This window comes from Stenotrophomonas sp. AGC87 (assembly GCF_057333975.1).
Genome location: NZ_JBHFHW010000010.1, coordinates 224,957 through 247,855 on the forward strand (window position 1 = coordinate 224,957; position 22,899 = coordinate 247,855).

The 22,899-nt window shown below is 65.0% G+C and carries 34 protein-coding genes and 1 other RNA gene; 18 read left to right on the top strand and 17 right to left on the bottom strand.

The genetic code is table 11. The annotated features are described in order from the left end of the window. Nucleotides 1-100: 100 nt before the first annotated feature. The 4 genes from ACE026_RS05380 (at nt 101) to ACE026_RS05395 (ending at nt 5,891) form a co-directional block, all read left to right on the top strand. Complete coding sequence (locus ACE026_RS05380; protein ID WP_486038245.1) at nt 101-3,271, top strand: efflux RND transporter permease subunit; 3,171 nt, start codon at nt 101-103, stop codon at nt 3,269-3,271. Between the two features lie 25 nt (nt 3,272-3,296). Then, on the top strand, nt 3,297-4,034 hold the full coding sequence (locus tag ACE026_RS05385) for an SDR family oxidoreductase (protein ID WP_486038246.1): 738 nt from the start codon (nt 3,297-3,299) through the stop codon (nt 4,032-4,034). After that, entirely contained in the window at nt 4,028-5,458 is a 1,431-nt protein-coding gene (locus ACE026_RS05390; protein WP_486038247.1) for an efflux transporter outer membrane subunit, read from the top strand. The genes ACE026_RS05385 and ACE026_RS05390 overlap by 7 nt, the downstream gene beginning before the upstream one ends. A 160-nt stretch (nt 5,459-5,618) precedes the next feature. Then, a complete protein-coding gene (locus ACE026_RS05395) occupies nt 5,619-5,891 on the top strand; it encodes a hypothetical protein (protein WP_486038293.1) in 273 nt (90 codons plus the stop codon). An 82-nt stretch (nt 5,892-5,973) separates the two neighbouring features. Here the strand turns inward: ACE026_RS05395 and ACE026_RS05400 are convergent, their stop codons facing one another. The 3 genes from ACE026_RS05400 to ACE026_RS05410 form a co-directional block, all read right to left on the bottom strand. Continuing rightward, on the bottom strand, nt 5,974-6,846 hold the full coding sequence (locus tag ACE026_RS05400; protein ID WP_486038248.1) for an endonuclease/exonuclease/phosphatase family protein: 873 nt from the start codon (nt 6,844-6,846) through the stop codon (nt 5,974-5,976). A 98-nt stretch (nt 6,847-6,944) separates the two neighbouring features. Then, entirely contained in the window at nt 6,945-7,613 is a 669-nt protein-coding gene (locus tag ACE026_RS05405) for a hypothetical protein (protein WP_486038249.1), read from the bottom strand. Nucleotides 7,614-7,668: 55 nt separating this feature from the next. Continuing rightward, complete coding sequence (locus tag ACE026_RS05410) at nt 7,669-8,079, bottom strand: g-type lysozyme inhibitor (RefSeq protein ID WP_259260376.1); 411 nt, start codon at nt 8,077-8,079, stop codon at nt 7,669-7,671. 237 nt (nt 8,080-8,316) lie between these two features. Here ACE026_RS05410 and ACE026_RS05415 point away from each other — a divergent pair, with 237 nt between their 5' ends. Then, nucleotides 8,317-8,652: a hypothetical protein gene (locus ACE026_RS05415; RefSeq protein ID WP_486038250.1), complete on the top strand. Its 336-nt coding sequence runs from the start codon at nt 8,317-8,319 to the stop codon at nt 8,650-8,652. A 4-nt stretch (nt 8,653-8,656) separates the two neighbouring features. On the opposite strand, the gene ACE026_RS05420 is transcribed toward ACE026_RS05415, so the two are convergent. After that, nucleotides 8,657-8,860 carry a hypothetical protein gene (locus ACE026_RS05420; RefSeq protein ID WP_486038251.1) on the bottom strand — a complete coding sequence of 68 codons (204 nt, stop codon included), beginning with the start codon at nt 8,858-8,860 and terminating at the stop codon, nt 8,657-8,659. A gap of 279 nt (nt 8,861-9,139) precedes the next feature. Between ACE026_RS05420 and ACE026_RS05425 the strand changes: the two genes are divergently transcribed. From ACE026_RS05425 to ACE026_RS05435, 3 genes are read left to right on the top strand one after another with little or no spacing between them, the layout of a single operon-like run. Further along, nucleotides 9,140-10,645, top strand: coding sequence for an MFS transporter (locus ACE026_RS05425; protein WP_486038252.1), 1,506 nt, complete (start codon nt 9,140-9,142; stop codon nt 10,643-10,645). Nucleotides 10,646-10,648: 3 nt separating this feature from the next. Beyond that, nucleotides 10,649-11,200 (top strand): TetR/AcrR family transcriptional regulator, encoded by a 552-nt coding sequence (locus ACE026_RS05430; protein WP_486038253.1) that lies wholly within the window; start codon nt 10,649-10,651, stop codon nt 11,198-11,200. A 55-nt stretch (nt 11,201-11,255) separates the two neighbouring features. After that, nucleotides 11,256-11,567: a hypothetical protein gene (locus tag ACE026_RS05435; RefSeq protein WP_486038254.1), complete on the top strand. Its 312-nt coding sequence runs from the start codon at nt 11,256-11,258 to the stop codon at nt 11,565-11,567. A 64-nt stretch (nt 11,568-11,631) separates the two neighbouring features. Here the strand turns inward: ACE026_RS05435 and ACE026_RS05440 are convergent, their stop codons facing one another. Beyond that, nucleotides 11,632-11,985, bottom strand: a complete 354-nt coding sequence (locus ACE026_RS05440) for a helix-turn-helix transcriptional regulator (protein ID WP_486038255.1) — start codon at nt 11,983-11,985, stop codon at nt 11,632-11,634. Next, nucleotides 11,982-12,245: a hypothetical protein gene (locus ACE026_RS05445; RefSeq protein ID WP_486038256.1), complete on the bottom strand. Its 264-nt coding sequence runs from the start codon at nt 12,243-12,245 to the stop codon at nt 11,982-11,984. Before ACE026_RS05445 ends, ACE026_RS05440 begins: the two co-directional genes overlap by 4 nt. 49 nt (nt 12,246-12,294) lie before the next feature. On the opposite strand from ACE026_RS05445, the gene ACE026_RS05450 reads away from it, so the two are divergent. Continuing rightward, nucleotides 12,295-12,951: a hypothetical protein gene (locus tag ACE026_RS05450; protein WP_486038257.1), complete on the top strand. Its 657-nt coding sequence runs from the start codon at nt 12,295-12,297 to the stop codon at nt 12,949-12,951. A 10-nt stretch (nt 12,952-12,961) separates the two neighbouring features. On the opposite strand, the gene ACE026_RS05455 is transcribed toward ACE026_RS05450, so the two are convergent. From ACE026_RS05455 to ACE026_RS05470, 4 genes are all read right to left on the bottom strand, one after another. Then, the gene (locus tag ACE026_RS05455; RefSeq protein WP_486038258.1) at nt 12,962-13,210 is read right to left on the bottom strand and encodes a hypothetical protein; all 249 of its coding nucleotides are present in this window, start codon (nt 13,208-13,210) and stop codon (nt 12,962-12,964) included. After that, nucleotides 13,210-13,593: a hypothetical protein gene (locus ACE026_RS05460; protein WP_486038259.1), complete on the bottom strand. Its 384-nt coding sequence runs from the start codon at nt 13,591-13,593 to the stop codon at nt 13,210-13,212. The genes ACE026_RS05455 and ACE026_RS05460 overlap by 1 nt, the downstream gene beginning before the upstream one ends. Further along, nucleotides 13,586-13,816 carry a hypothetical protein gene (locus tag ACE026_RS05465; RefSeq protein ID WP_486038260.1) on the bottom strand — a complete coding sequence of 77 codons (231 nt, stop codon included), beginning with the start codon at nt 13,814-13,816 and terminating at the stop codon, nt 13,586-13,588. Before ACE026_RS05465 ends, ACE026_RS05460 begins: the two co-directional genes overlap by 8 nt. Before the next feature lie 86 nt (nt 13,817-13,902). Further along, nucleotides 13,903-14,040, bottom strand: a complete 138-nt coding sequence (locus ACE026_RS05470; RefSeq protein ID WP_486038261.1) for a hypothetical protein — start codon at nt 14,038-14,040, stop codon at nt 13,903-13,905. Nucleotides 14,041-14,075: 35 nt separating this feature from the next. Between ACE026_RS05470 and ACE026_RS05475 the strand changes: the two genes are divergently transcribed. Next, nucleotides 14,076-14,600, top strand: coding sequence for a hypothetical protein (locus tag ACE026_RS05475; protein WP_486038262.1), 525 nt, complete (start codon nt 14,076-14,078; stop codon nt 14,598-14,600). A 43-nt stretch (nt 14,601-14,643) separates the two neighbouring features. On the opposite strand, the gene ACE026_RS05480 is transcribed toward ACE026_RS05475, so the two are convergent. Next, nucleotides 14,644-14,871: a hypothetical protein gene (locus ACE026_RS05480; protein WP_486038263.1), complete on the bottom strand. Its 228-nt coding sequence runs from the start codon at nt 14,869-14,871 to the stop codon at nt 14,644-14,646. Nucleotides 14,872-14,882: 11 nt separating this feature from the next. Here ACE026_RS05480 and ACE026_RS05485 point away from each other — a divergent pair, with 11 nt between their 5' ends. Both ACE026_RS05485 and ACE026_RS05490 read left to right on the top strand, forming a co-directional pair. Further along, complete coding sequence (locus ACE026_RS05485; protein ID WP_486038264.1) at nt 14,883-15,521, top strand: DnaB-like helicase C-terminal domain-containing protein; 639 nt, start codon at nt 14,883-14,885, stop codon at nt 15,519-15,521. Further along, nucleotides 15,518-16,099 carry a hypothetical protein gene (locus ACE026_RS05490; RefSeq protein WP_486038265.1) on the top strand — a complete coding sequence of 194 codons (582 nt, stop codon included), beginning with the start codon at nt 15,518-15,520 and terminating at the stop codon, nt 16,097-16,099. The genes ACE026_RS05485 and ACE026_RS05490 overlap by 4 nt, the downstream gene beginning before the upstream one ends. Here the strand turns inward: ACE026_RS05490 and ACE026_RS05495 are convergent. Then, nucleotides 16,086-16,760, bottom strand: a complete 675-nt coding sequence (locus tag ACE026_RS05495; protein WP_486038266.1) for a hypothetical protein — start codon at nt 16,758-16,760, stop codon at nt 16,086-16,088. The genes ACE026_RS05490 and ACE026_RS05495 overlap by 14 nt on opposite strands. 47 nt (nt 16,761-16,807) lie before the next feature. On the opposite strand from ACE026_RS05495, the gene ACE026_RS05500 reads away from it, so the two are divergent. Beyond that, nucleotides 16,808-16,972, top strand: coding sequence for a hypothetical protein (locus ACE026_RS05500; protein WP_486038267.1), 165 nt, complete (start codon nt 16,808-16,810; stop codon nt 16,970-16,972). 11 nt (nt 16,973-16,983) lie between these two features. Here ACE026_RS05500 and ACE026_RS05505 read toward each other — a convergent pair whose 3' ends face one another. Further along, nucleotides 16,984-17,586 (bottom strand): hypothetical protein, encoded by a 603-nt coding sequence (locus ACE026_RS05505; protein ID WP_486038268.1) that lies wholly within the window; start codon nt 17,584-17,586, stop codon nt 16,984-16,986. Between the two features lie 32 nt (nt 17,587-17,618). On the opposite strand from ACE026_RS05505, the gene ACE026_RS05510 reads away from it, so the two are divergent. From ACE026_RS05510 to ACE026_RS05520, 3 genes are all read left to right on the top strand, one after another. Then, nucleotides 17,619-17,906 carry a DUF968 domain-containing protein gene (locus ACE026_RS05510; RefSeq protein ID WP_486038269.1) on the top strand — a complete coding sequence of 96 codons (288 nt, stop codon included), beginning with the start codon at nt 17,619-17,621 and terminating at the stop codon, nt 17,904-17,906. Nucleotides 17,907-17,956: 50 nt separating this feature from the next. Further along, on the top strand, nt 17,957-18,373 hold the full coding sequence (locus tag ACE026_RS05515) for a hypothetical protein (RefSeq protein WP_486038270.1): 417 nt from the start codon (nt 17,957-17,959) through the stop codon (nt 18,371-18,373). 159 nt (nt 18,374-18,532) lie between these two features. Then, complete coding sequence (locus ACE026_RS05520; RefSeq protein WP_486038271.1) at nt 18,533-19,066, top strand: hypothetical protein; 534 nt, start codon at nt 18,533-18,535, stop codon at nt 19,064-19,066. 761 nt (nt 19,067-19,827) lie between these two features. Here ACE026_RS05520 and ssrA read toward each other — a convergent pair. Beyond that, nucleotides 19,828-20,230, bottom strand: a transfer-messenger RNA (tmRNA) gene (ssrA, locus tag ACE026_RS05525). A gap of 107 nt (nt 20,231-20,337) precedes the next feature. Then, nucleotides 20,338-20,691 carry a hypothetical protein gene (locus ACE026_RS05530; protein ID WP_123729003.1) on the bottom strand — a complete coding sequence of 118 codons (354 nt, stop codon included), beginning with the start codon at nt 20,689-20,691 and terminating at the stop codon, nt 20,338-20,340. A gap of 167 nt (nt 20,692-20,858) precedes the next feature. On the opposite strand from ACE026_RS05530, the gene ACE026_RS05535 reads away from it, so the two are divergent. After that, on the top strand, nt 20,859-21,599 hold the full coding sequence (locus ACE026_RS05535) for a hypothetical protein (protein ID WP_486038272.1): 741 nt from the start codon (nt 20,859-20,861) through the stop codon (nt 21,597-21,599). Here the strand turns inward: ACE026_RS05535 and ACE026_RS05540 are convergent. Beyond that, nucleotides 21,578-22,015: a DUF6691 family protein gene (locus ACE026_RS05540; RefSeq protein ID WP_486038273.1), complete on the bottom strand. Its 438-nt coding sequence runs from the start codon at nt 22,013-22,015 to the stop codon at nt 21,578-21,580. The two genes, ACE026_RS05535 and ACE026_RS05540, sit on opposite strands and share 22 nt — an antisense overlap. Further along, complete coding sequence (locus tag ACE026_RS05545) at nt 22,012-22,437, bottom strand: YeeE/YedE family protein (RefSeq protein WP_486038274.1); 426 nt, start codon at nt 22,435-22,437, stop codon at nt 22,012-22,014. The genes ACE026_RS05540 and ACE026_RS05545 overlap by 4 nt, the downstream gene beginning before the upstream one ends. Before the next feature lie 155 nt (nt 22,438-22,592). Between ACE026_RS05545 and ACE026_RS05550 the strand changes: the two genes are divergently transcribed. Continuing rightward, nucleotides 22,593-22,892 (top strand): ArsR/SmtB family transcription factor, encoded by a 300-nt coding sequence (locus ACE026_RS05550; protein ID WP_486038275.1) that lies wholly within the window; start codon nt 22,593-22,595, stop codon nt 22,890-22,892. The last annotated feature ends 7 nt before the right edge of the window (nt 22,893-22,899 follow it).

Sequence of the window (22,899 nt, forward strand, 5' to 3'; positions counted from 1 at the left end):
ACTGCCATCGCCCCGTGCAGGGGAACCCGCCACCGCTGTCGCCTGCGACAGCGGCCGGGGTCGTGCACGCCGGCGCTGGTGAAACCCCAGGAATCCACCCATGGACTTTTCCCGTTTTTTCATTGACAGGCCGATCTTCGCGGCGGTGCTGTCGATCGTGATCTTCGCCGCCGGCCTGATCGCGATTCCCATGCTGCCGATCAGCGAGTACCCCGAAGTGGTGCCGCCCTCGGTGGTGGTGCGCACGGTGTACCCGGGCGCCAACCCCAAGGTGATTGCTGAAACCGTGGCCACGCCACTGGAAGAAGCGATCAACGGCGTGGAGGACATGATGTACATCAAGTCCGTCGCCGGCTCCGACGGCGTGCTGCAGATGACCGTGACCTTCCGCCCGGGCACCGACCCGGACGAAGCCGCGGTCAAGGTGCAGAACCGCGTCGCCCAGGCGCAGGCGCGCCTGCCCGAGGACGTGTGCCGCCAGGGTGTCTCCACCCAGAAGCAGTCGCCGACCTTCCTGATGGTGGTCCACCTGACCTCGCCGGACGGCAAGTACGACTCGCTGTACCTGCGCAACTACGCGCGCCTGCACGTCAAGGATTCGCTGGCACGCCTGCAGGGCGTCGGCGATGCGCAGATGTTCGGCGGCGGTGACTACGCGATGCGTGCGTGGCTGGACCCGGACAAGATCGCCGCCCGTGGCCTGACCGCCAGCGATGTGGTGCGTGCGATGCGCGAGCAGAACGTGCAGGTCTCGGCCGGCCAGCTCGGCGCCGAACCGATGCCGAGCAGCGACTTCCTGACCCTGATCAACGCCCAGGGTCGCCTGCGCAGCGAGCAGGAGTTCCGCGACATCGTGCTCAAGGCCGGTGACGACGGTGAAGTGGTGCGCCTGTCCGATGTCGCCCGCCTGGAACTGGGCGCCGGCGACTACACGCTGCGCTCGCAGCTGGACGGCAAGAACGCGGTCGGCATCGGTATCTTCCAGGCCCCGGGTGCCAACGCGCTGGAGATCCGTGACTCTGTCATCCACACGATGGACGAGCTGACCAAGCAGTTCCCGGCCGGCGTGAAGTACGAAGCGGTGTATGACACCACCATCTTCGTGCGTGACTCGGTCAAGGCCGTGGTCTCCACGCTGCTCGAAGCGATCGCGCTGGTGGTGCTGGTGGTGATCCTGTTCCTGCAGACCTGGCGCGCCTCGATCATTCCGTTGATCGCCGTGCCGGTGTCGATCGTGGGTACGTTCGCGGCGCTGTACGTGCTGGGCTTCTCGATCAACACCCTGACCCTGTTCGGGCTGGTGCTGGCGATCGGCATCGTGGTCGATGACGCGATCGTGGTGGTGGAGAACGTCGAGCGCAACATCGAAGAAGGCCTGACCCCGCTGGCTGCGGCACACCAGGCGATGCGTGAGGTTTCCGGGCCGATCGTGGCGATCGCGCTGGTGCTGTGTGCGGTGTTCGTGCCGATGGCGTTCCTGTCGGGCGTGACCGGTGCGTTCTACAAGCAGTTCGCCGTCACCATCGCGATCTCGACCGTGATCTCGGCGATCAACTCGCTGACCCTGTCGCCGGCCCTGGCCGCGCGCCTGCTCAAGCCGCACGGTGCACCGAAGGATGGCCTGACCCGTCTGATCGATCGTCTGTTCGGCTGGATCTTCCGTCCGTTCAACCGCTTCTTCAAGACCAGCTCGGAGAAGTACCACGGTTCGGTCGGCCGCCTGCTGGGCCGTCGTGGCCTGGTGTTCGTGGTCTACGCCGGCCTGCTGCTGGCCACCGGCCTGATGTTCAAGGCGGTGCCGGCCGGCTTCATCCCGACCCAGGACAAGCTGTACCTGATCGCCGGTGTGAAGCTGCCGGAAGGCTCCTCGATCGCACGTACCGACGCCATGCTGGCCAAGGTCGCCGAGATCGCGCGCAACACCGATGGCGTGGCGCACACGATCCAGTTCCCGGGTCTGAACGCGCTGCAGTTCACCAACACGCCCAACACCGGCGTGGCGTTCGTTCCGCTCAAGCCGTTCAGTGAGCGCAAGGGCCGCACCGCCGCGCAGATCAATGCCGAGATCAATGCCAAGATCGCCGGGCTGCAGGAGGGCTTCGCGTTCTCCATGATGCCGCCGCCGATCCTCGGCCTGGGTAACGGCAACGGCTACCAGATGTTCATCCAGGACCGTGGCAACCTCGGTTACGGTGCACTGCAGACCGCGGTGAGCACGATGCAGGGTGCGGTCGCGCAGACGCCGGGCATGGCGTTCCCCATCACCAGTTACCAGGCCAACGTGCCGCAGCTGGATGCCGAAGTGGACCGCGTCAAGGCCAAGGCCCAGGGCGTGGAGCTGACCGAGTTGTTCGACACGCTGCAGACCTACCTGGGCTCGGCGTACGTGAATGACTTCAACCAGTTCGGTCGTACCTGGCAGGTGATCGCCCAGGCCGACGGCCAGTTCCGTGACAGCGTGGAAGACATCGGTCGCCTGCGTACCCGCAACAACCGTGGCGAGATGGTGCCGATCGGCTCGATGGTCACCGTGAAGGAAACCTACGGTCCGGATCCAGTGCTGCGCTTCAACGGTTACCCGGCGGCCGATCTGGCCGGCGAAGCCGATCCGCGCATGCTGTCCTCGGCCGAGGCCATGGCCAAGCTGACCGAGATTGCCGGGCAGGTGCTGCCGGTGGGCATGCAGACCGAGTGGACCGACCTGAGCTACCAGCAGGCCACCCAGGGCAAGGCCGCCTTCATCGTGTTCCCGGTAGCGATCCTGCTGGCGTTCCTGGTGCTGGCTGCGCTGTATGAAAGCTGGTCGCTGCCGCTGGCGGTGATCCTGATTGTCCCCATGACCCTGCTGTCTGCGTTGTTCGGCGTATGGATGACGGGCGGTGACAACAACGTGTTCGTGCAGGTCGGCCTGGTGGTGCTGATGGGCCTGGCATGCAAGAACGCCATCCTGATCGTCGAGTTCGCCCGAGAACTGGAAATGGGCGGCAAGGGCATCGTGGAGGCTGCACTGGAAGCGTGCCGCCTGCGTCTGCGCCCGATCGTGATGACCTCCATCGCGTTCATCGCCGGCACCATCCCGCTGGTGATCTCGCATGGCGCCGGTGCGGAAGTCCGCTCGGTGACCGGTATCACGGTGTTCGCCGGCATGTTGGGCGTCACCCTGTTCGGCCTGTTCCTGACCCCGGTGTTCTACGTGGCCCTGCGCAAGTTCGTCAGCCGTAATGGCGGCGGGCAGCTGGTGACCCACGGCGAACCGACCATCCACCACTGATTCCTTCCCCCGCGAGGTTTTTCCCATGAATACCGCTACCCAAAAGATCGCCCTGGTCACCGGTGCCACCCGCGGCATCGGCTTGGAAACCGTCCGTCAGCTGGCCCAGGCCGGCGTGCATACGCTGCTGGCCGGGCGCAAGCGCGACGTCGCCGTGGCCGAGGCGCTGAAGCTGCAGGCCGAAGGCCTGCCGGTGGAAGCGATCCAGCTCGACGTCGGTGATGCCGCCAGCATCGCCGCCGCCGTGCAGACCGTGACCGAGCGTCACGGCCGTCTGGACATCCTGGTCAACAACGCCGGCATCCTGCTCGATGACATCAAGCTGGCCCCCTCGGCGCAGACCCTGCAGACCTGGCGCGATACCTTCGACACCAACGTGTTTGCAGTGATCGCCGTCACCCAGGCCTTGCTGCCGCTGCTCAACGCCTCGCCGGCCGGCCGCATCGTCAACGTGTCCAGCATCTTGGGCTCGCTGACCCTGCACAGCCAGCCGGGCTCGCCGATCTACGGCTTCGCGGTGCCGGCCTACAACGCCTCCAAGAGCGCGGTGAATGCCTGGACCGTGCAGCTGGCCTATGAGCTGCGCGAGAGCACCACCAAGGTCAACACCGTGCACCCGGGCTACGTCAAAACCGACATGAACGGTGGCGAAGGTGAGATCGAGATCAGCGAAGGCGCGCGTTCCAGCGTCGGCATGGCACTGATCGATGCCGATGGCCCGAACGGCAGCTTCACCTACCTCGGCGAGGTGCTGCCATGGTGATCCGCCTGTTGACCGTGGCCGTGACCAGCGCGCTGCTGGCCGGCTGCGTCAGCGTCGGCCCCAACTACCAGGCGCCGCCGGCCGAGCCGGTGACCCTGCAGGGCGCCGCCGCGCCGGTGTTCACCACCACCTCGCCGGTGGCGAGCTGGTGGGCCCAGTTCGACGACCCGGTGCTGGAGCAGCTGGTGCATGAAGCACTGGGCACCAACCTGGACCTGCGCATCGCGATGTCGCGCGTGCGTGAGGCCCGCGCGGTGTTCGTCGAGCAGCGCCTGGACCAGTTGCCGCATGTCACCAGTGGTGGCAGCTACGACCGTCGCAAGCAGCCGGATGCCACCGTCGGTGGCGAGCGTGTCTTCAGCGAAAGCTACCAGCTCGGCTTCGATGCCGGCTGGGAGCTGGATCTGTTCGGACGCCAGCGCCGTGCCGCCGAAGCAGCGCGCGCTGACCTGGGCGCCGAGCAGGACAACCTCGCCGATGCACAGGTCACCGTCGCCGCCGAAGTGGCCCGCAACTACTTCGAACTGCGTGGTACCCAGAAGCGCATCGCGGTGGCAAAACGCACGCTGGTCAACCTGCGCGACACGCAGAAACTCACCGAAACCCGCTGGGAACTGGGTGCCGGCAGTGAGCTGGATGTGCAGAGCAGCCGCGCGCGGCTGAAGGCGATCGAGGCCGACATCCCGCTGCTGGAAGTGGCCGAAGTGCAGTCCCGTCACCGTCTTGCAGTGCTGCTGGGCCAGCGCCCGGATGCACTGGACAGCCTGCTGCAGCCGCGCGAGATGCGGCCGTACGCAAAGGCCCTGCCACTGGGTGACACCACCGATCTGCTGCGTCAGCGCGCCGATGTGCGCGTGGCCGAGCGTCGGCTGGCGGCGGCGACCGCGCGCGTTGGCGTGGCCACCGCCGACCTGTTCCCGCGGATCAGTCTGAGCGGTTTCGTCGGCTTCCTGTCCGGCGATGCCAGTGGCCTGGTCAACGGCAGCAACAAGGCGTGGTCGGTGACCCCGTCGATCAGCTGGGCCGCGTTCGATTTCGGCACAGTGAAGGCACGTCTGCGCGCGAGCAAGGCACAGGCCGACGGTGCCGCGGCCGAGTACGAAAAGGCCGTGCTGCTGGCACTGGAAGACACCGAGAACGCGCTGACGCGTTACGCCAAGCAGCAGGCCCGCCTGGCGATCGTCGCCGAGCAGGCCCAGGCGGCAGGGCGCGCCGAGGAGCTGGCGCAGATCCGCTTCCGCGAGGGCTCGGAAGACTTCCTGACCCTGTTGGATGCACAGCGCACCCAGCTCGCGGCGGATGACGCGCTTGCCGAGGCCGAATCCACAGTCAACGTCAGCGTGGTCGGTGTCTACAAGGCTTTGGGTGGTTGGGGCCAGCAGCAGGATGCGGCCAACACCCCGGTGGCGGTCACGCAGCGCTGACCGTACCGTTGGGCACGGGACGGCGAGGGCGCCGTCCCGAAGGAAGAATGAGCAACAGCCGTCATTTCCGTTGCGCAGTGCGTCGCGGTTGACGGCTTTGCCTCTGCACGGTATCCGCACACGGTGCTAAAAGCGTGGGTCGTTTTCTGGAGTGGCCCGCATGCAACCCAATCACTGGCGCCCTGTCCGCGCGCATCTGCACGACCCGGGCCCTGGATCCGGCGCGGGGCTTTCCCGTGGCGTGATCGCGCTGTTGGTGGTGGCGATCGTTGCGGTGGTCATGGGATTCTGTTGCCTGACCGAAGGCTTGTTCGAGATAGGCTTGATCGCCACCGGTGTGTTCATCGCCATCGGCGCGCGGATCTGCCAGGCACGTGAGCAGCATCAGGCCCTGTATCGGTTGCTGCAGCAGATCGACGACAGGCAGCCGTGATCCGGGGGCTGTAAGCGCAGGGCCGCTGCGCGGCCATGCTGAAGCCGATGGACGGTGCTCTGACCGCCCATCGCGCGTCTGCTTACTTGCCCGCCGGTGTTGGCACGGGGAACCGCAGTTCCGCCTGCACCGGATAATGATCCGAGGGCAGCACGCCACCGGGTTTCTGGTCCAGCGTGCTGAAGCGGTCCACGCTGAAACCGCGCACCAGGATCCAGTCCAGTTCCACCGTCGGCTTGCCGGTGAAGTCATGGAAGGTCAGGCGCGGGCCATCGACCTTGCCGGCGAGTTTTCGAGCATCGCCCAACGCGGCGGTAAATGCCTTGTAGGTCTCACTGCCGGGCTCACTGTTGAAATCGCCGGTGACCACCACCGGGATGTCCTTCGGCAGTGTGGCCAGCCGCGAGACGATCAGCTTCGCGCCGAGGACGCGGCGCGGCTCATCTTCATCACGATAGGGCAGGTGGGTGTTGAACAGATAGAAGCGCTGGCCGTCGGCCTGACGCTGGAACAGCGCCCAGGTCACCATGCGCGGGAACAGGTTGCCCCAGGTGATGCTGCCCGGCACGTCCGGTGTATCGGACAGCCAGAAGTCACCCGATTCGAGCACCTTCAGCCGCGAACTGTCGTACAGCACGCCCATGTGTTCGTCGCCGTTGCCGCCGCGGCGATCTCTGCCGAACAGGGTGTAGCCGGGCAGGTGCGCGACCAGGTACTCGCCCTGTTTTTTGACCAGTTCCTGGGTGCCGATCACCTCGGGCTTCTGCTCACGGATCAGGGTGACCATCGCATCGCGGCGGTCTTCCCAGCGCTTGCCCGGGTCGGTATCAGCCGGCGTGCGTACGTTGAACGACATCACCTTCAACGCATCCGGTGCCTGCGCCCAGGCGCTGCCCAGCGGGGCGGCGAACATCATCAGGGCCAGCAGCGCGGGCCGATGGAAACGAGACAGCATGTGGAATCCCTCCATTCCATGAAAACGTTCCCAAAGGGTCGCATGGAAGGGCAGGGGAAGGATATGCAGGACATGGCGGTTGGTCGGCAGTGGCGCCCTCAGCTCGAGAGCAGGATCACTCCGATGGCCATGTTGATCGCAGCGCCGAGTACCAGTACCCACAGGGTCGAGAGGATCGTGTTGAGCCATGAGCGTTGCAGCGCGACCTTCAGCCACCCGGCCTGGACCACCGCATACCACAGCGCGGCAAGCACACCGACCGCGATGCCCAGCGTGGTCGACAGCTGGCCCGGCAGCCGCACGAACACCATGCTGGTGGACAGCGCCACCGCGAACGGTGCGGTCAGGTAGCACTGCATGAAGAAGGGGCGTCGCAGCGACTCGCGGGTCATCGGCACGTGCTTGCGCCGCAACAGGTGCGTGGTGGTCACCAGGGGCCAGATCGCGAAGGTGATCGAGCGGTACAGCAGCAGGCTCTCTTCATTGCCGAAGATCGAGCGCGACAACGCCCCGGTGCCGACCACCTGCTGGTGCAGCATCAGCTCCACCCCGTGCGCGACCAGCACCGCCAGCATCAGGAACATCGGCGGGCTGATCGCATCGTCGAACTGGCGCTCCAGCTTTTCCTTCAGCTCGGTATCCACGTACTGGGCCATCCGACGCGGATATACGATCACGCGGTACAGCGTGCGTGGGAAAAACAGGAACCAGGTGCACAGCTCGTAGAGGAACTCTTCCAGCGACCGCAGCAGTTTGAGGAAGTCCATCCCGGGGTCCTTGCGAGGGGGAAGCCAGCACCGCCGAGGATACCCGGGGCAGGGCTCAGCGGATCGCGACCGTCAGGCTGTGCGGTGCCTTTTCATTGCGACGCGCCTGGGCACGCATCTGGTAGACCTGCACGACATAGGTGCCGGTGGTCGGCAGCGTGCCGCTCCAGCGTCGCTTCTCGTCGTTGCTGCCCAGTGCCTCCCCCTGGCCGGGCGTCACGCCGGGGGCGAACACATTGAAATTGGCATTCGGGCTGCCGTCGATCGTCACCGCCATGGTCTGGCCGGCCCGTGCGGCGATCGTGTACCGAACGGTGTCATAGCCGGACAACGTGCCGCGCAGGGTGGCACTGCTGGCGCCCTTGGTGAAGTGCACGGGGGTGGTAGTTACCTTGTCCGCCGCGGTGGCGAGCATCGGCGTCAGCGCGAGCAGGGTGGTCAACAGCAGTGAGCGGAGCGGCGTCATGGCATGTCCTTGGTGGCGCCCGGCAAGGGCGTTTCGTCCCGAGCATGAGCGCGACCCCATCAAGGGATTGTCGATGCGCCGCCGCTTACCGCCGTAGTGCGATGAACTAAGACGGGTCCATACGCACCGTGGCCCGGCCGGGTTGGCCGGGCCGTTTGTGTGGCGGCCAGCGAGAAAACTTCGCGTGTTCCTGAACGTCTTCGGGCACCCGCCCGGCTGACCGGCTACCATGCGCGCATGAGCATCCCCGTACCGGACAGCAGCGTGCCGCGCCTGCTGGGTTTTGACGTCCCGACATTGCAGACCATTGTCGATCACGGCGCGGATGAGGCCATTGTGGCCATGCTCGATGTTGTGCCCGATGCCCACTGGTTGAAGCTGTTCGACGAACGCGTGGCCGCGCTCAAGGGCGAACTCGGCCTGGCCGGGGTCGAACTGGACGGCACCTCGATTCTGTTCTTCGGCTCCATCGCGGACAGCCGCCGCCTGGCGACCGCCGTGTCGGCCCTGATCAATGCCATCAACATGGAAGTGGCCGGCCACGCCGATCCGTTCCAGCCGACGGCGCCGTAGCTCCTCACGAATCGATACGGCACGCGCGCAGCAGCGCGCCGTCACTCAGGCCCGCATCTGCCGTGCGATACGGAGCAGGGCAGGTGCCGCGGATCTCGGTCACCCACATCACCATCATGCCGACGATGCGATGGGCTTCGTTGGGCCACTGTGCGACCAGCCGATCATGGATCGCGTCATACACCGCCCAGCGCTCGGCGGCCGACATCCCGCCTGTCCAGCACTGCGCCAATTCGGCATGCGCGAGCCGAAAAGCCTCTTTCTGTCCGTCCATAGCGTTCCCCCGACACAGTCCATACCGGGCAGGCGCCTGCCTGCCCGGGTGAGCCCCCTGCAATGAAGTAAACGCAGTTGGGCCGGCGCAGCGGCCAGCGCGCAGTGCGCACACGGTGGGCCGCCGCAGGCTGAACGCGTCGGCAGCACTCGGGTCAAACAAAACAGGACGTCCTGTATAGTTACGATCCCGTTGCCCCCCCCTTGACGCCCCATGACCCCGACCAAGACCCAGCGCTGGAGTCTGCTGCTCACCGTTGCCGCCGGCCTGTTGCTGATCACCCTCGACAACTCGGTGCTCTATACCGCCTTGCCCACCTTGACCAAGGAACTGGGCGCGACCCCGCTGCAGGGCCTGTGGATCATCAACGCCTATCCCTTGGTGATGGCAGGCCTGCTGTTGGGGGCCGGTACGCTCGGCGATCGCCTGGGGCACCGCCGCATGTTCCTGATCGGCCTGGTGATTTTTGGCATCGCCTCGCTGCTGGCCGCGTTCGCGCCGGATGCCAATCTGCTGATCGCCGCCCGCGCGCTGTTGGCCGTGGGCGCGGCGGCGATGATGCCCGCCACCCTGGCGCTCATCAGCCTGACCTTCGAAGACGAGCGCGAGCGCAACCTGGCGATCGCGGTGTGGGGCTGTATCTCCATCATCGGCAGCGCCATCGGCCCGATCGTCGGCGGCGTGCTGCTGGCGCACTTCTGGTGGGGCGCGGTGTTCCTGATCAATGTGCCGATCGTGCTGCTGGCCATGGTCGGGGCGGTGCTGTTCGCGCCGCACGGCACGCCCGATGCAGGCAAGCCGTGGGACCTGATCTCCTCGCTGCTCAGCCTGGTCGCCTTGTCCGGGCTGGTGGTGGCGATCAAGGAGGTCGCGCATGCGCCGCCGAACGGGGTGCTGGCCGCCGGTGCGGCGCTGATCTTCGTCGTGGGGCTGGTGCTGTTCCTGCGCCGCCAGCGTCGTCTGCCGTATCCCATGCTCGACGTGGCGATCTTCCGCAATGCGCCGTTCCTGGCCGGCGTGCTCTCTGCGGCGTTTGCGATGTTCGCCATCGCCGGCCTGCAGCTGCTGACCACCCAGCGCTTCCAGCTGGTCGCCGACTACACCCCCTTGCAGGCGGGCCTGCTGGTGTCCGTGGTGGCGATCGGGTGCCTGCCCAGCGCCATTTTTGGCGGCATGTTCCTTCACCGCGTCGGGCTGTTGCCGTTGATCACCGGTGGGCTGGGCGTGGGCACCGCCGGTGTGGTGCTGGTCGCGGCCACCTTCGGCGGCCACCTCGGCTGGACCCTCGCCGGCCTGCTACTGACCGGGCTGGGCATGGGCGCCACCATCTCCGTCGCCTCCACCGCGATCATCGGCAACGTGCCCCCGCACCGTGCTGGCATGGCCTCCTCGGTGGAGGAAGTGTCCTATGAGTTCGGCAGCCTGTTCGCGGTCTCCCTGCTGGGCAGCCTGATCGCCGCGCTGTACTCGGCCACCGTGAGGCTGCCGGACGGCGTGGACGCCGGTGCGGGCCAGAGCATCCAGCAGGCGCTTGCACTGGCCGCACAACCGGGCGGCGACGCCGGGTGGCTGGCAGCAGCCAGCGCCGCCTACGACGCCAGCTACGTTTGGGTACTGTATGTGATTGCCGGGGTGCTGCTGGTCGGCACCGTCACCACCGGCGTACTGCTGCGCCGCCATGGCCCCGGCACGGCCACCACCGTCTCCCACGCCCACTGAGCCATGCGCCCGAGCAACCGAACCAACATCCTGGATGCCGCCGTCCGCGTGATCGAACGCGACGGCATCACCGCACTGACCTTTGAAGCGGTCGCCACCGAATCCGGCATCGCCCGGGGCGGGTTGCTGTACCACTTCCCGTCGCGCGATGCGCTGCTGCAGGGCATCCACCAGCATCTGGCCGGCGTGTGGGAGGCGAGCATGATCGAGGCCGCGGGCAAACCTGCCAACGCGGCAGAGACCCCCGAGCGCTACCAGGCCTACGCACTCACCTGCGCGCAGACGGCCACCCGGGCCGAACTGCAGCTGATGTTCGATGCAGCCGCCACCGACGAGAACATGCAGCCGTGGACCGCAGTGGTCGAGCGCTGGTCGCCGCCCACGCCGCAGGACCTGAGCGATCCGGCTGCGCTGGACCTGTTCATCGCCAAGCTCGCCGCCGACGGCATGTGGGTGTTTGAAGCGCTATCGCGTTCGCGGTTGGCGCCGGAGGTGCGGCAGGCCATCGCCGACCGGCTGGCACAGACGATCGCGGCCGCCTCGAAGACAGCGTGATGTCCGCCATGCGGGTACCCTTGGCGGTTCACTTCTTGAACGACGGGAACGCCTGATGGATTACCAGCTTGTGATCAAGTTCTGGCGCAAGTCGCTGGATGATGAGGCCTTCCTGGCCACGCTGGAGGCCGAACTGACCACGGCACTTGGCAAGGCCGCGACGCTGGACGGCTACGACGTCAGCGCGAAAGAGATCAATCTTTTCATGTTCACGGCGGATCCACGCCCGACGTTCCGAAAGACCAAGGATGTGCTGGAGGGGATGGGCGTGCTGCACAGCGTATCCGCGGCGTACCGGCTGGTGGGTGGTGCGCAGTTCACCTCGGTGTGGCCGCTGCGGATGGCGCGGAAGTTCACGTTGCCGTGAGGGGCTGGGCGCCTGCCTTGCTGGCGGAAGACGGGCACAAAAAAGGCCGGGACCTTCGATTTCTTTAGGGTTCCAGCCTTTGATGCACCGTCGGAACGGCTAATTGGTGGAGGTGGGCTCTACCTAACTTCCGCCGTTGAGCTTTATGCGGCAAGGGGCGGGGCGCCGGCAGTTGGGTCTGTACCCCCAGCTGTACCCCCAGTTTCGTTGGTATGATCGCGCTCCGAAACACGTTCCGAAATCCACGCCTCGACCTCGGATTCCACCCACCGAACCGAGTCCCCAAGGTGACCGGTTTCGGGAAGGATCCGACCGAAATGCGCGAATAGAGGGTCGATTTCGACAGGCCGCCCCGGTCCTGGACCTCGCTCCTGCGGAGCAGGCGGCGCGGGGTGAGCGGTTGCGCGTTGCTGGTCATCTTGTCTCCTTCGCCGCGGTGCGCGGCTGATTCGTCGCAGGTGTAGGGGAACGGCGGCCGGCCGGTCGGGCAGCCTCCATGACCTTCAGCGCCTCGGCCATGTCGCCGGCGGCAAGGTGGTGCAGGGCCAGGCCCCGCGCCTGCCATAGGCGAACGGTCTCAGGCCCTGCTTTGGCCAGATCCACGCCGGACATACCGGCAAGGTAATGGGCGGCTCGCTTGAGCGCATCGCCGAAGGTGATCTGAGGACCGTCAGCCATTGGTAACCTCCATGGCACAATGCCGCCGCACCCATATGGAGATGGTCCGATGATCGCTGCAGAAGTGATGGTTCCTTGCATTTCCTGGGTACCGAGCTGTCGCCTTGACTGGGCAGCACTCTCCGCGGTCGCGACCTTCATCGCTGTCGTGGTCGCGTTGTTGGTGGGCATTCTTCCTGTGGCGTTGAACTACCATTCGCGGAGAGCGCAAGCCAAATTGCTGGGTATGGTTGCCGTCGATGACCTCCTTGTGCAGGAGCTTCATCTCCGGGCAGCTGTTCGAGTGCCAACCACGGCGAACAAAGTTGTGACCTCTTGGGAATACGAGCAGGTCAATAAGTGCGTTCAGATGCTCAATCCACGATCCGCGGTGGAATTGATTGCATTCAGTGAATTTGTTCCGCCAAAGGTCCGGACTGCGATTGCTCAGGCTGTGTCCAGTGTCGCAGCTGCGGAGCAACGGCGAAGCTTTCTTCTGGTTCCTGAGGCGGGCGTTATATACAACCTTGCTGGCGATGTTGCTTGGTACGAAGAGGTATGCGAGAGCTTGCTTGGACTGCGCAAAGAACTCTGCAAATGGCTGAACCTTAAGGTGGAAGATGAGTCGCAAGGCGGCATACGGCTTGCCGAGATACTTCGGTTGACTGCGGGTCAGGACCGACAAGCTTGGGTGAACGCCCAAAAAAAGGCGTCCCCCGTCGTTTAGCGAATTCGGCTTAGCCACGGTCCACCTCCTGAGGCAGCAGCTTCTGCTGCTGAACGTGGTCGATCACGGTCTGGCCATTGGGCAGCAGTATGTGCGGCAGGAAGGCAGCCTCGAACGTCAGCATGCCGATCTCGATCGCGGTGACTTGGCCCTTCACCCAATCGCGCAGGATCGAGTAGACGGCCACGCCGCCGACCTTCAGGGCTTTGGCCTCGTGGTCGGCGCGGGTGGCGCGCGGGTGACACGCAGCTCGGTGCATCACCGCACCACGTGCCACGGATCCATGCGCTGCTGGTCGTGGACCGGGCGGCCGCCGCGCGCGCGGCTGTGGAACACGCAGGACGGCGCGGCGATGAGCAGGTCCAGTCGGCCCTCGGGCACCAGCGTCAGCGGCAGCGCTGATTCGAGGTCGGCGCAGTGGATACGGTCGGCATCCTCCCGGCGGTTGGGGCGGCTCGTCTCGATCCCGACCGGCCAGTGGTTCACGCCGATCAGCTTCACCGGCAGGTCCAGCTGCCGCATGGCGCGCTTCGCGCCGTTGGACAGGCCGTCGGCACCGCAGAACAGGTCGCCAATGAGCATGGAGCGGGCTCGCGTCTTCGGTTTGATGAGAATTCCAGGCGAGCGGGATCCGTCAGCCATGGTGTTCTCCGTTGAGGGCGGCGCGAAGGTGTTGGACCTCCGCGCGCCAGAATTCGATGGTTTCGTCGCTACTGGTGCGCAGCGTTTCGTGGTGGCCCAGGCTGGCGGCCGCTTCGATCAGCTCGGCCAGCAGCGGCTCGCATTCCTCGGGCGTCAGCAGGCCGGCCCGGCGCAGCACCAGGTTTTCGCCCTGCAGCTGCTCGTTCCGCTCGACCGCCAGCACCAGTCAGTGGCGCAGCACGTCCTTGGTCGGCTGCTTCATGCGGCCCGGCGCCTTGCCTTCGGCCGGCTGCAGGACGAGGGCGCTCATCAGCGAGCGTCCCGCGGGCCTTCGGCCAGGATCTCGCGCAGGTCTTCCAGCACCTTGAGGTCTTCGCCCTGTGCGGTAGCTGCGGCGACGGCTCGCTCCAGCGCGTAGACCCGGTCATTGGGGTGGATGCAGTTCATGGCAGAATCGGCTCCAACAGGCGTAGGGGATCGGTATGGACGTGAACTGGGAGGCTTGGTCCGCCATCGGCACGGTTGGCGCTGTAGTCGTTTCGTTGGGTCTGGCGCTGTACCAGGGGTACAAGGAAAAGCGCGCACAGAGATCGCGCGCGCGCTGGGTGGCGCTCGAGTTGCGCAAATCCATTGCTGTGTGGAATCGAACGGTGGAACGGGCCCTCCACGCTGACGACTCCGAGCTTCCGTTTCATCTGTCCGATACGTATACGGATCCGACTGATATCCCGCAGGAGATCGAGGAGCTTCGGCCGTCCCTCCACGAGCTGGGTGATGACATCGCCCCTCTAGCCGATGCCATCTGGGTCGCGCGGCAGCTCAGCAATATGGAGATGGAGCCAGCCTTGAGGGGTGACTACGATCAGGAGCAGGCTGACGAGATCATTGCCCTCTACCGAAAGCGACTTGGGGTCCTTCGCAAGCACACCGGCCTCGCGCTGCGACGAGTGAGCCAACTCGCTGGTCCGGCCGGGGATGAAGAGGCGAAGCGTCTGCTTGGAGATTGATTGCCAAGACCGCTTCACGCTGCCACCTCCATTGAGGCCAGGTCTATCTCTTCCACTCGGTCGCGCAGGCGGTGGCAGGCAGGCGCAGTGCCAGTGTGGCTTCGCGGCGCTGGTCGCGCGGGTGCAAGTGCAGGATCGAGGTGTGCAACGCGCCGCGGTGGTCGCGGCGAAACAGTCGGTAGGCGACCACGCCGGTGTCGCCCATCGGGACGCGGCCCCAGCTGAAGCCACCATTCCTGGCTGGCACGCGGCGGTTGAGGTAGCGGCTCATGGCGTACCGCTATGCGCGTCGCGCTGATGGTCAGCCATGCCGATGTTGCGCACGCGTCGGCCGCAGGTGGGGCAGGGCGCCTTCTTCTTGCGCGCCTGCGGCGATATGGCGCGCGATGTTCTCGACTTCGCGCTCAGCATTGGTGGGCTGGCAGTTGCGGCAGTAGCGTGCGCCCCTTGCCTTGGCCTGGCAAGCACACTCCGCAGCCGACGCACACGTCGCCGTCGATCATCATGTCTGCATACTCACCCACCCGTGCACTGAAGCTGCTGGCCAGCGAGCTGGACATCGTGGTGCTGCTGCTGAGACAGCTCAACCGCGACGTGGAGAAGCGCCCCATCGTCGCGGACCTGGGTGACTTCGGCTCCATCGAGCAGGAGGCCGACGCGGTGATCTTCATCTACCGTGACGAGATCTACCAAAAGGACAGCCGCTGGGAGCGAACCGCAGCACTGATCGTGGCGATCCAGCGCGATGGCGCGCCGGGCATGGCCAGAATGCAGTTCCAGCCAGAGTACTTCCGGTTCGCAACGCTGCCGGAGTGGTGGCAGTCGAAGCAGCGGGCCGCGAATGATGATGGCTCCGGATCAGCATCGCGCAAGAAGCGTGCCGGCCTGGCCGCGCACCTACCTCAGGCAGGTGGCACATGACTGCACTGACCGGCTTGGCGAAGGCCAAGAAGAAGCTGCGCACCCGGGACGTGAACCTGGAGGTGCGGATGCTGGTGAATCCCGATACCGGCGAGTTGATCGGCGCCTTGGTGCCGGCGCACCCGCTGGACCAGCGGTCGCTACGCGAACGCAAGTTCGGCACCGGTCGGCTGCTGCGCGCCACGGTGCGCCAGGACCGGAACCCGATGTTCTACCGCAAAGCGCACGTTCTCTCCGGCTGGCTGGCGGACAACGTCGAGCTGTTCACCGGCCTGTCCCAGTGCGACGCGCTGAAGAAGCTGCAGGAAGAGTCCGGAATCGGCTACGAGGCCGTCCAGTACGACCTGCCGGGCGTTGGCAAGCTGACGCGCACCGAGGCCGAGTCGCTGAACTTTGCCGACATGGACGAGGACCGCTGGAACGAGCTGTGGGACGGCGATACCGGCGACGGCGGCTGGATCGGCTGGCTGCGCCGGGAGGAGTTCGGTGGCCTGGCCGCAGAGAGGCGTGAGGCTGTGGAATCCATCATTCAAAACACGGAAGTCATTAATGGCGCTTCTGCATTCAACGGCTGCTGAGAATCGCTGTGAGTGCTATCCGGGCTTTTGCAACTTTGGCCAATGCTTGCCCAAAGCTCTTCGAAACATCGTCGGGTTCCTTCATTTCTTCCTGGAATACATTCTCATGGTCTCGGTACTCGCCGCCGTTTCGGTAATAGTCACTGAAGTACGAGACCTCTCTTCTCAGGTCGTTTACAGCAACGATCACAGATCGAATCTCATTGCCGGCACGGGATACCTCGTGCATCTGCAGGAGCATCTCGGTAATGCCATCAGGGATCGTGAGGAGCTCAATGATGTCCTCTTCGCCGAAAGGATTTCGTATCCAGCGCCGTTGCGCAGCAAGGATTTGTCCTCGGATCTGATCGACCTGCGGCAGCATAACGAAAGCGTAGCTCTGTGCTCTCGCGCCTCGATCCTCCATCCGCTCGGTCCTGTCGCGCAAATCTCGCTCACGGAGGTCAGCTCGGGCTTGGACAGCAAGCCGCCACGGCACAACTATGGCGACGACAATCGCCAATATGCTGCCGATCGCCTGGACCCAAGCCGGCAGGTCGCCGGGAGGCTTGATCTTGCTTGGTGGATGGCCGCTCAACAATGCCCACACAAGAAACGCGCCGGCGGCAAATGCCATGATGGCTACAACGGTCCAATCTCTGTCGTTACGTCCTTGCTTCATAAGTGCTCCCTTCCTGTGCCGCCGATTCTAACGTCAGGACGCGGGGCATGAAGCGCGGACGCTCAACCGGAAACCCGAACATCGCCCAGCGCCAGGGAATTGACGCCATCGCCGAGCGCGGCGGTACTGCTCTTCTTCGCACCTTTGCGATGCTTAATGGCGTGCGCGCGAAGTTCTGGGACACGGCCGGGGAGAACCGGAGGGCCGCATGAACTTTCCAACCTCAGTCAAAGGTGTCGTTGTAGGTGGGCATGTGGAGGCGAGACTTGCCCTTTCTGAGTCGTCGCCACGTGCGTCTGACGAACCACCACAGCTTAGTGGGAGGAAGAGCATCATTTGCGGCCTTCATGGCTTCTTCGACGCAGTTGTCCAGCGTGTCCATGGCTATAGCCAAGGTGTCGATCGAACTAATCGAGTGTTTCCCGTTGATGCTTTTGAGTTGGTCGAAGTGCTGGTCAAGGTCCTCGCAGGCACTTACTCCCATGTCGATCAGTGGGAGTAATTTACTGTCAGGAAGATCGTGAAAAGGAACTGCCTTGAAAGCCGATGTAAGGCGAGCGAAACCCAACGTGTCTCCTATAAATGGCTCCTCAAGACGGTGAATGGCGCGGTCGTAGGCAAGCTGAGCCTTATCAAGAGCGAGGATGAACAGTTCCATCAAGGAATCAAGTCGTCTTTTCCGCGCTCGACGCTCTTGCTCGAAGGCAAGGCGGGCGGCAAATCGGATGGCAGCTACTGAGAGGATCGCCTGAGCCCAGGCTGCCCATACCTCTGGCTTCAGGCATGGCGATTCAACAATCCAAATGCAGTACAGGGGGTCTTCCATGCAGAGATCCAGTCCTTGTCAGGGGTGAAAGCATGAAGCGCTGTCGCTCCACCAGCAACCCCACGGTCGCCCAACAGCAACGTATGGATTCCATTAAGGACATCGGCTGCGTCGTCGCGCAGGCGCTCGGCTCGGGCTTCATCCCTTGTGAGATCCATCACCTGACCGTGGGGCAAGCCCTGCCAGAAGCGGCTCGGGAACGTCTTCACCATCGGCCTGGACGACTACCTGCTGGATCTGCAAAACAACCTGATCGAAAAATATCTGGAGAGAACCCTATGGCGACCAGCCGCTTGACTCTGGTATCGACCCCGGCCTGACCGGGGCGGTAGCTACTCTGGCCAACGGCGAGCCTGGCCGAATTCTCGACATGCCCGCCGGTGAGGTTGACGGTTGGGGGGAGATCGACTCGCGCGCGGTGGTAGTCTGCATCCGCGAGCAGCGAGCTGCACATCCAGGCGCCTACGTGTTGGCCTGCATCGAGAGGGTTGGTGCGCGGCCGACTGATGGGGGAACCAGTGCTCTTCGCTTCGGCCAGAGCGCCGGGAAGCTGCAGGCGATCCCTAGGGTGCTGGGCATCCCGGCCTCGCGCGTCATCCCGGCGGTGTGGAAGCGCGCCTATGGCCTGCTGAAGCAGGACAAGGATGCCGCCCGGCAGCTCGCACTGCGCCGATTCCCTTCGGCGGCGCCGCTACTGAAGCGAAAAAAGGATGACGGCCGGGCCGACGCGCTTGTCATTGCCCGCCATCACGACATGATCGACTGGGATGGGAAGCGAGCTGCATGAGCGGCAGCGAGGCGATCAGCAACCTGCGGCTGCGTAAGCGCTACCGCCTGCAGCTGCGCCTGCATGGCCGGTGCTGGGCCTGCTAGTTCCGGCAACGGGGCACCGACGGGCGCCTGCCCGTGTTCCGATTCGACGCTGCTTTACTGGAGGGCCTGCGCGATGCGCAGTAACGATCCGCTGACCGAACAACTCCGCCGCTGGGGGCACGCCCAGGTGAACCGCTTCGCTCTGAGCCGCGCCGACCGCAGCGTGCATGTTCTGGGCAAAGTCCGGGACCATGCCCCTTTGACCCGGGAGCGGGCAGTACGGGAACTGGTGGGCAGGGATGGGGCGGAACGCAGGCGATTCATGGCCGCCCGGTCCGGCGTCCAGGGAATGAGCATGCTGCCGATGTGGGCCGTCAGCCCAATCCGTTCGGCCAACGACGCTGATCACCCCCACGACAATCCCGAGATCGCGGTGGACACCGGCACGCCCGACGAGCTGCGCTGGGTCGATCGCGCGATGGCGTCGATGCACCGGCAATATCCGCTGCGGGCACTGATCTTGCGCACCGAGTTCACGGTGTCTGCCAGCCAGGCGGACAAAGCCCGGATGGTGGCCGAGCAGTACGGTGGGGAGCTGTCCATTTGGCAGCACCGCCGTGAGCTGCAGCGAGGGGTAGACTTCAAGGGCGGCAGGATCGCCGCTTAACAGGGGTAAGGGATGGCAGATTTCAGCTGGTTGAATCGAATCGCAGACGCGAACTGGAACCCACACGGGAACGGGTTCATCAAATCAATCGAGCTAAACAAGTTCTTGATTCTCAGCTCCGCCAGCCCGGATACGTGGCGTGATGAGTTCGACGCTTGGGGTCAGGAACAGCCGCGGCAGTACCAGCAGTTCTGGGGCCCAAATTCCAATGACGGACGCCAACTTGCATGGATTGTCTGCGGGCAGTGGGACACTGGTCACGCGTTGCCGGACGATACCGCTATTGGGGGTTGACAAGTTGCACACTCAATTGCCATAGTTCTGTAACTGTAAAGAATTGTACTTGAAGCCTCGGCCCTGCGCTGGGGCTTCTGCGTTTCCGGGACCCCTACACCGATCGACCACCGTGCGACCAGGCCCTCGATCCTCGCCATGAGGCGACAGGGGCCGGCACATCCATTCCTGGGCGGAAACTGGGCTGGGCCCATGACCCCGGCCAATGTGCCTATCCAGCGGTGGTGATCGGCCTTCCACGCCCGCGCACTCTTACCGGACCCATTCGCAGAGCCAGCCGGGCTGCGGTGGCGGGCAGGGGCATGGGGGTACAAGGTTTTCAGGGCGGACTTGTACCCCCTAGATATACCCCCGCCGTCTCATGGGCTGCAACGGAACAGGCCGGACAACCCCGGACAACAAAAAAGCCGGAACCCCCTGTTTGACGGGAGGTTCCGGCTTTCTGTGGTCCTTGTGGGACCGTCTAATGGTGGAGGTGGGCGGAATTGAACCGCCGTCCGAAGGCACTCCATCCCCGGTACTACATGCTTAGCTCACCGTTGAATCTCATCCTGTGGCAGCACGGTGTGCAAAGCGCACCCCAGGACCAGCCTGCTTTAGTTAAGTCGTGACTGACAGGCAGCCATCACAACCGGTTCCGTGATAATGACCCTACATCTACGAGCACGGGCACAAGTAGGTTCGGGGGTTCGCCTAAGGCGGCTGTAGAACTAAACGCTAAAGCTGTTTTTAGGCAGCGATTGCGAAGTCGTTCGAACCGTAGTTGTCGTCGTTGGCAACTAAAAGTTTGCTGCTGGATTAACGAGGAAAGCTGCCCCCTCGGCATGCACCAAGTAACTTCACAACCCCCGTCGAAACCAATGCACCCCCGGTTTCTTCAAGAACCGCACTTCATCCGGAAAACAGCACCGGAGCTCTACTTGACGGAGTGGATGCTACTCCAATCCAGCTGAACAGTCACCTTGGCCGTCTGCGCCTTACTTCTGCAGCTGGCGGCGGCTGTCGGCCTTGTGGCGGGCCTTTTCCTTCTTCAGGCGGTTGTGCTCGTTACGCACGGTCATCGCCTGCTTTTTGGCCTGCGGTTCAACCCGGGCCATCAGCGATTCCACCTGGGCCACCAGGCGGCGGTGCTCCAGGCTGTCGTAGCTCTGGGTTTCCGAGGCGACGCGCTTGGCGTTGCGGATCAGGTAGGTCAGCACCTTGAGCAGCGCGGCCGGGTCCATGGCGCGGGCGAGTTCGTCAAAGATGAACTCCAGCGCCGCCACGTCGGCGCGCAGGGTGGTCAGTTCGTCCGCCGCCTGTGCGGGTGCCGGGGTAGTTTCAAGAGTCACGCGCGGATCCTTTCCGTATCAATGCGGGGATTCTGACAGCTGTGCGGGGTTGGCGGGGAAAGATCGTTATCCCGCCGGGGCCGCAGCGTCAGGAGGGGCCTGTGGGGAGGGGCGCCGGGCGACTACAATCCGGCCCCGGGTGAGGGGTGGCAGACAAGGACGGCGCGTTGAAGAAGCAGGTGTGGATCGCAGTGGCGGTGCTGGTGGCGGCAATGATCGGGGTAGCCAGCGTTTGGCTGTCGATGGCGGGTGCGCAGGCGCCAGGCGGGGCAGGGCAGGCGTCGAAAACGACCGGCGAGGTGGCCAGCCCTGCTGTTGACGCGCCGCCGACCCCCTCGGCGAGACCGCCGCATCCCTTCCCCGAGCTCCCCCGCTCACGGGAGGGCCTGGATATCGCCCAGGACCCCTTCAGCAGTGGTCATCCGGAGGAGCGGCGCTGGCTCGACCAGCACGGCTTCCCCAATGGCGCGCAGTGGACCCGCTATCAACAGGCGTCCGATGCCGAACTGGACCAGGCGGCGCGGGCGGGAGACGCGGTGGCGGCCACGATGCTCGATGCGCGACGGCTGGGCGCCGATCCGACGGCCGAAAGCCGTCTGCTGGCCGCGGGCGCGGAAGGCGATCTGTTCGCGTTGAGCCTGCTGTCGTCCTGGAAGGCGGGCGCCAATGCGGCAGGGATTCCCGAGGCCTACGCGATAGCGCGCGTGGGGGAAATGCGGGGAGACCTCACCGCAGCGCTGCACCGGGAAATGATGCTGGGTGGGCGACTGACCAGCGAGCAGCGCCTGTTGGCCGAAGCCGAGGCGCTGCACCTGAATCTGCATCTCAATGCGTTGTACCGCCAGAAGCACGGCGTGGACCCGCCACCGGTGGATATGCGACCGTATCAGGTGGAGGACGCCCGCTGAGCTTGACGTTCCCACCCCCGGTGCACTGCCATGCCAACGAGCATCGCCGGCACGAACCACAGGGCTTCGTGGGCCCCATAGCCGAAACCGACCAGGGCCGGCCCGGGGCAATAGCCCGTCAAGCCCCAGCCAATGCCGAACAACGCTGCGCCGCCGAGCAGGCGGGTGTCGATCCGTTGGCTGTCGCTGAGATGGAACTGATCGGCCAGGCGCGGCCGCGGCGCGCGCAGTACGAACCGGAACAGCAGCGCGGTGGTGGCGACGGCGCCGCCGAGCACGAACAGCAGGGACGGGTCGAACGCGCCGGTGACATCCAGGAAACCGAGGATGCGCAGCGGATCGGTCATGCCCGAGACTGCCAGGCCGAGACCGAACAGAGCGCCCGCAGCGAGCGCGACGAGGATCTGTCGGCTCATGCGATCCCCGCGAGATGGCGGACGATGAAGGTGGTCAGTATCGCGGTGGTCATGAACACCCCCACGGCGACCAGCGAGCGCAACGACAGCCGGCCCAGCCCGCACACGCCATGGCCGCTGGTGCAGCCGCCGCCCAGCCGGGTGCCGAAGCCCACCAGCAGGCCGCCTGCGATCAGCAGTGCCGGCGGAAAGCCGGTGCGTGAGGGCGCGGCGGAGGGCAGCCAGTGCAGCGCAAGTGCACCGGCCGCGATCAACCCCAGCAGAAAGGCATAGCGCCACGCCGTCTCGCCACGTTTCGGGAACAAGGCGCCGGCGGTGATGCCGCTGATGCCGGCGATGCGGCCGTTGAGCCAGAGCAGGGCGGTGGCGGCAAGGCCAATCAAAGCACCGCCCGCCAGGGCGGTCACCCAGCCCGGCATCATGGGCGATCAACGGCAGCGGTAGAAATGTCTGGATGCGACATGGGTGCGTCCTGTAATTTAGATAAATCTAAATTAGAGTTGTCTCAGGTAAAGTGCAAGACATGCGTGACTCGAATCCGACCAGACACCCGCCTTCAGCCTCCCGTGCTGCAGAAATGGCCGCCCAGGCGGACCAAGCCGCCGCGCTGCTCAAGGCGCTGGCGCACCCCGCGCGGCTGCGGGTGCTGTGTCGCCTTGTGGAGGGCGAGGCGTCGGTAGGGGAGCTGCAGCCGCTCAGTGGACTGGGCCTGTCGGCGCTGTCCCAGCACCTGGCGGTCCTGCGTGGGATGGCGTTGGTGACCACGCGGCGCGAGGCGCAGGCGATTTTCTATGCGTTGGCCGACTCCCCGGCCCTGGGTGTGCTGGCGGCGCTGCATGATGCCTATTGCGCGGGCGGGCACACCGACGCGGTCTGACCCGGAG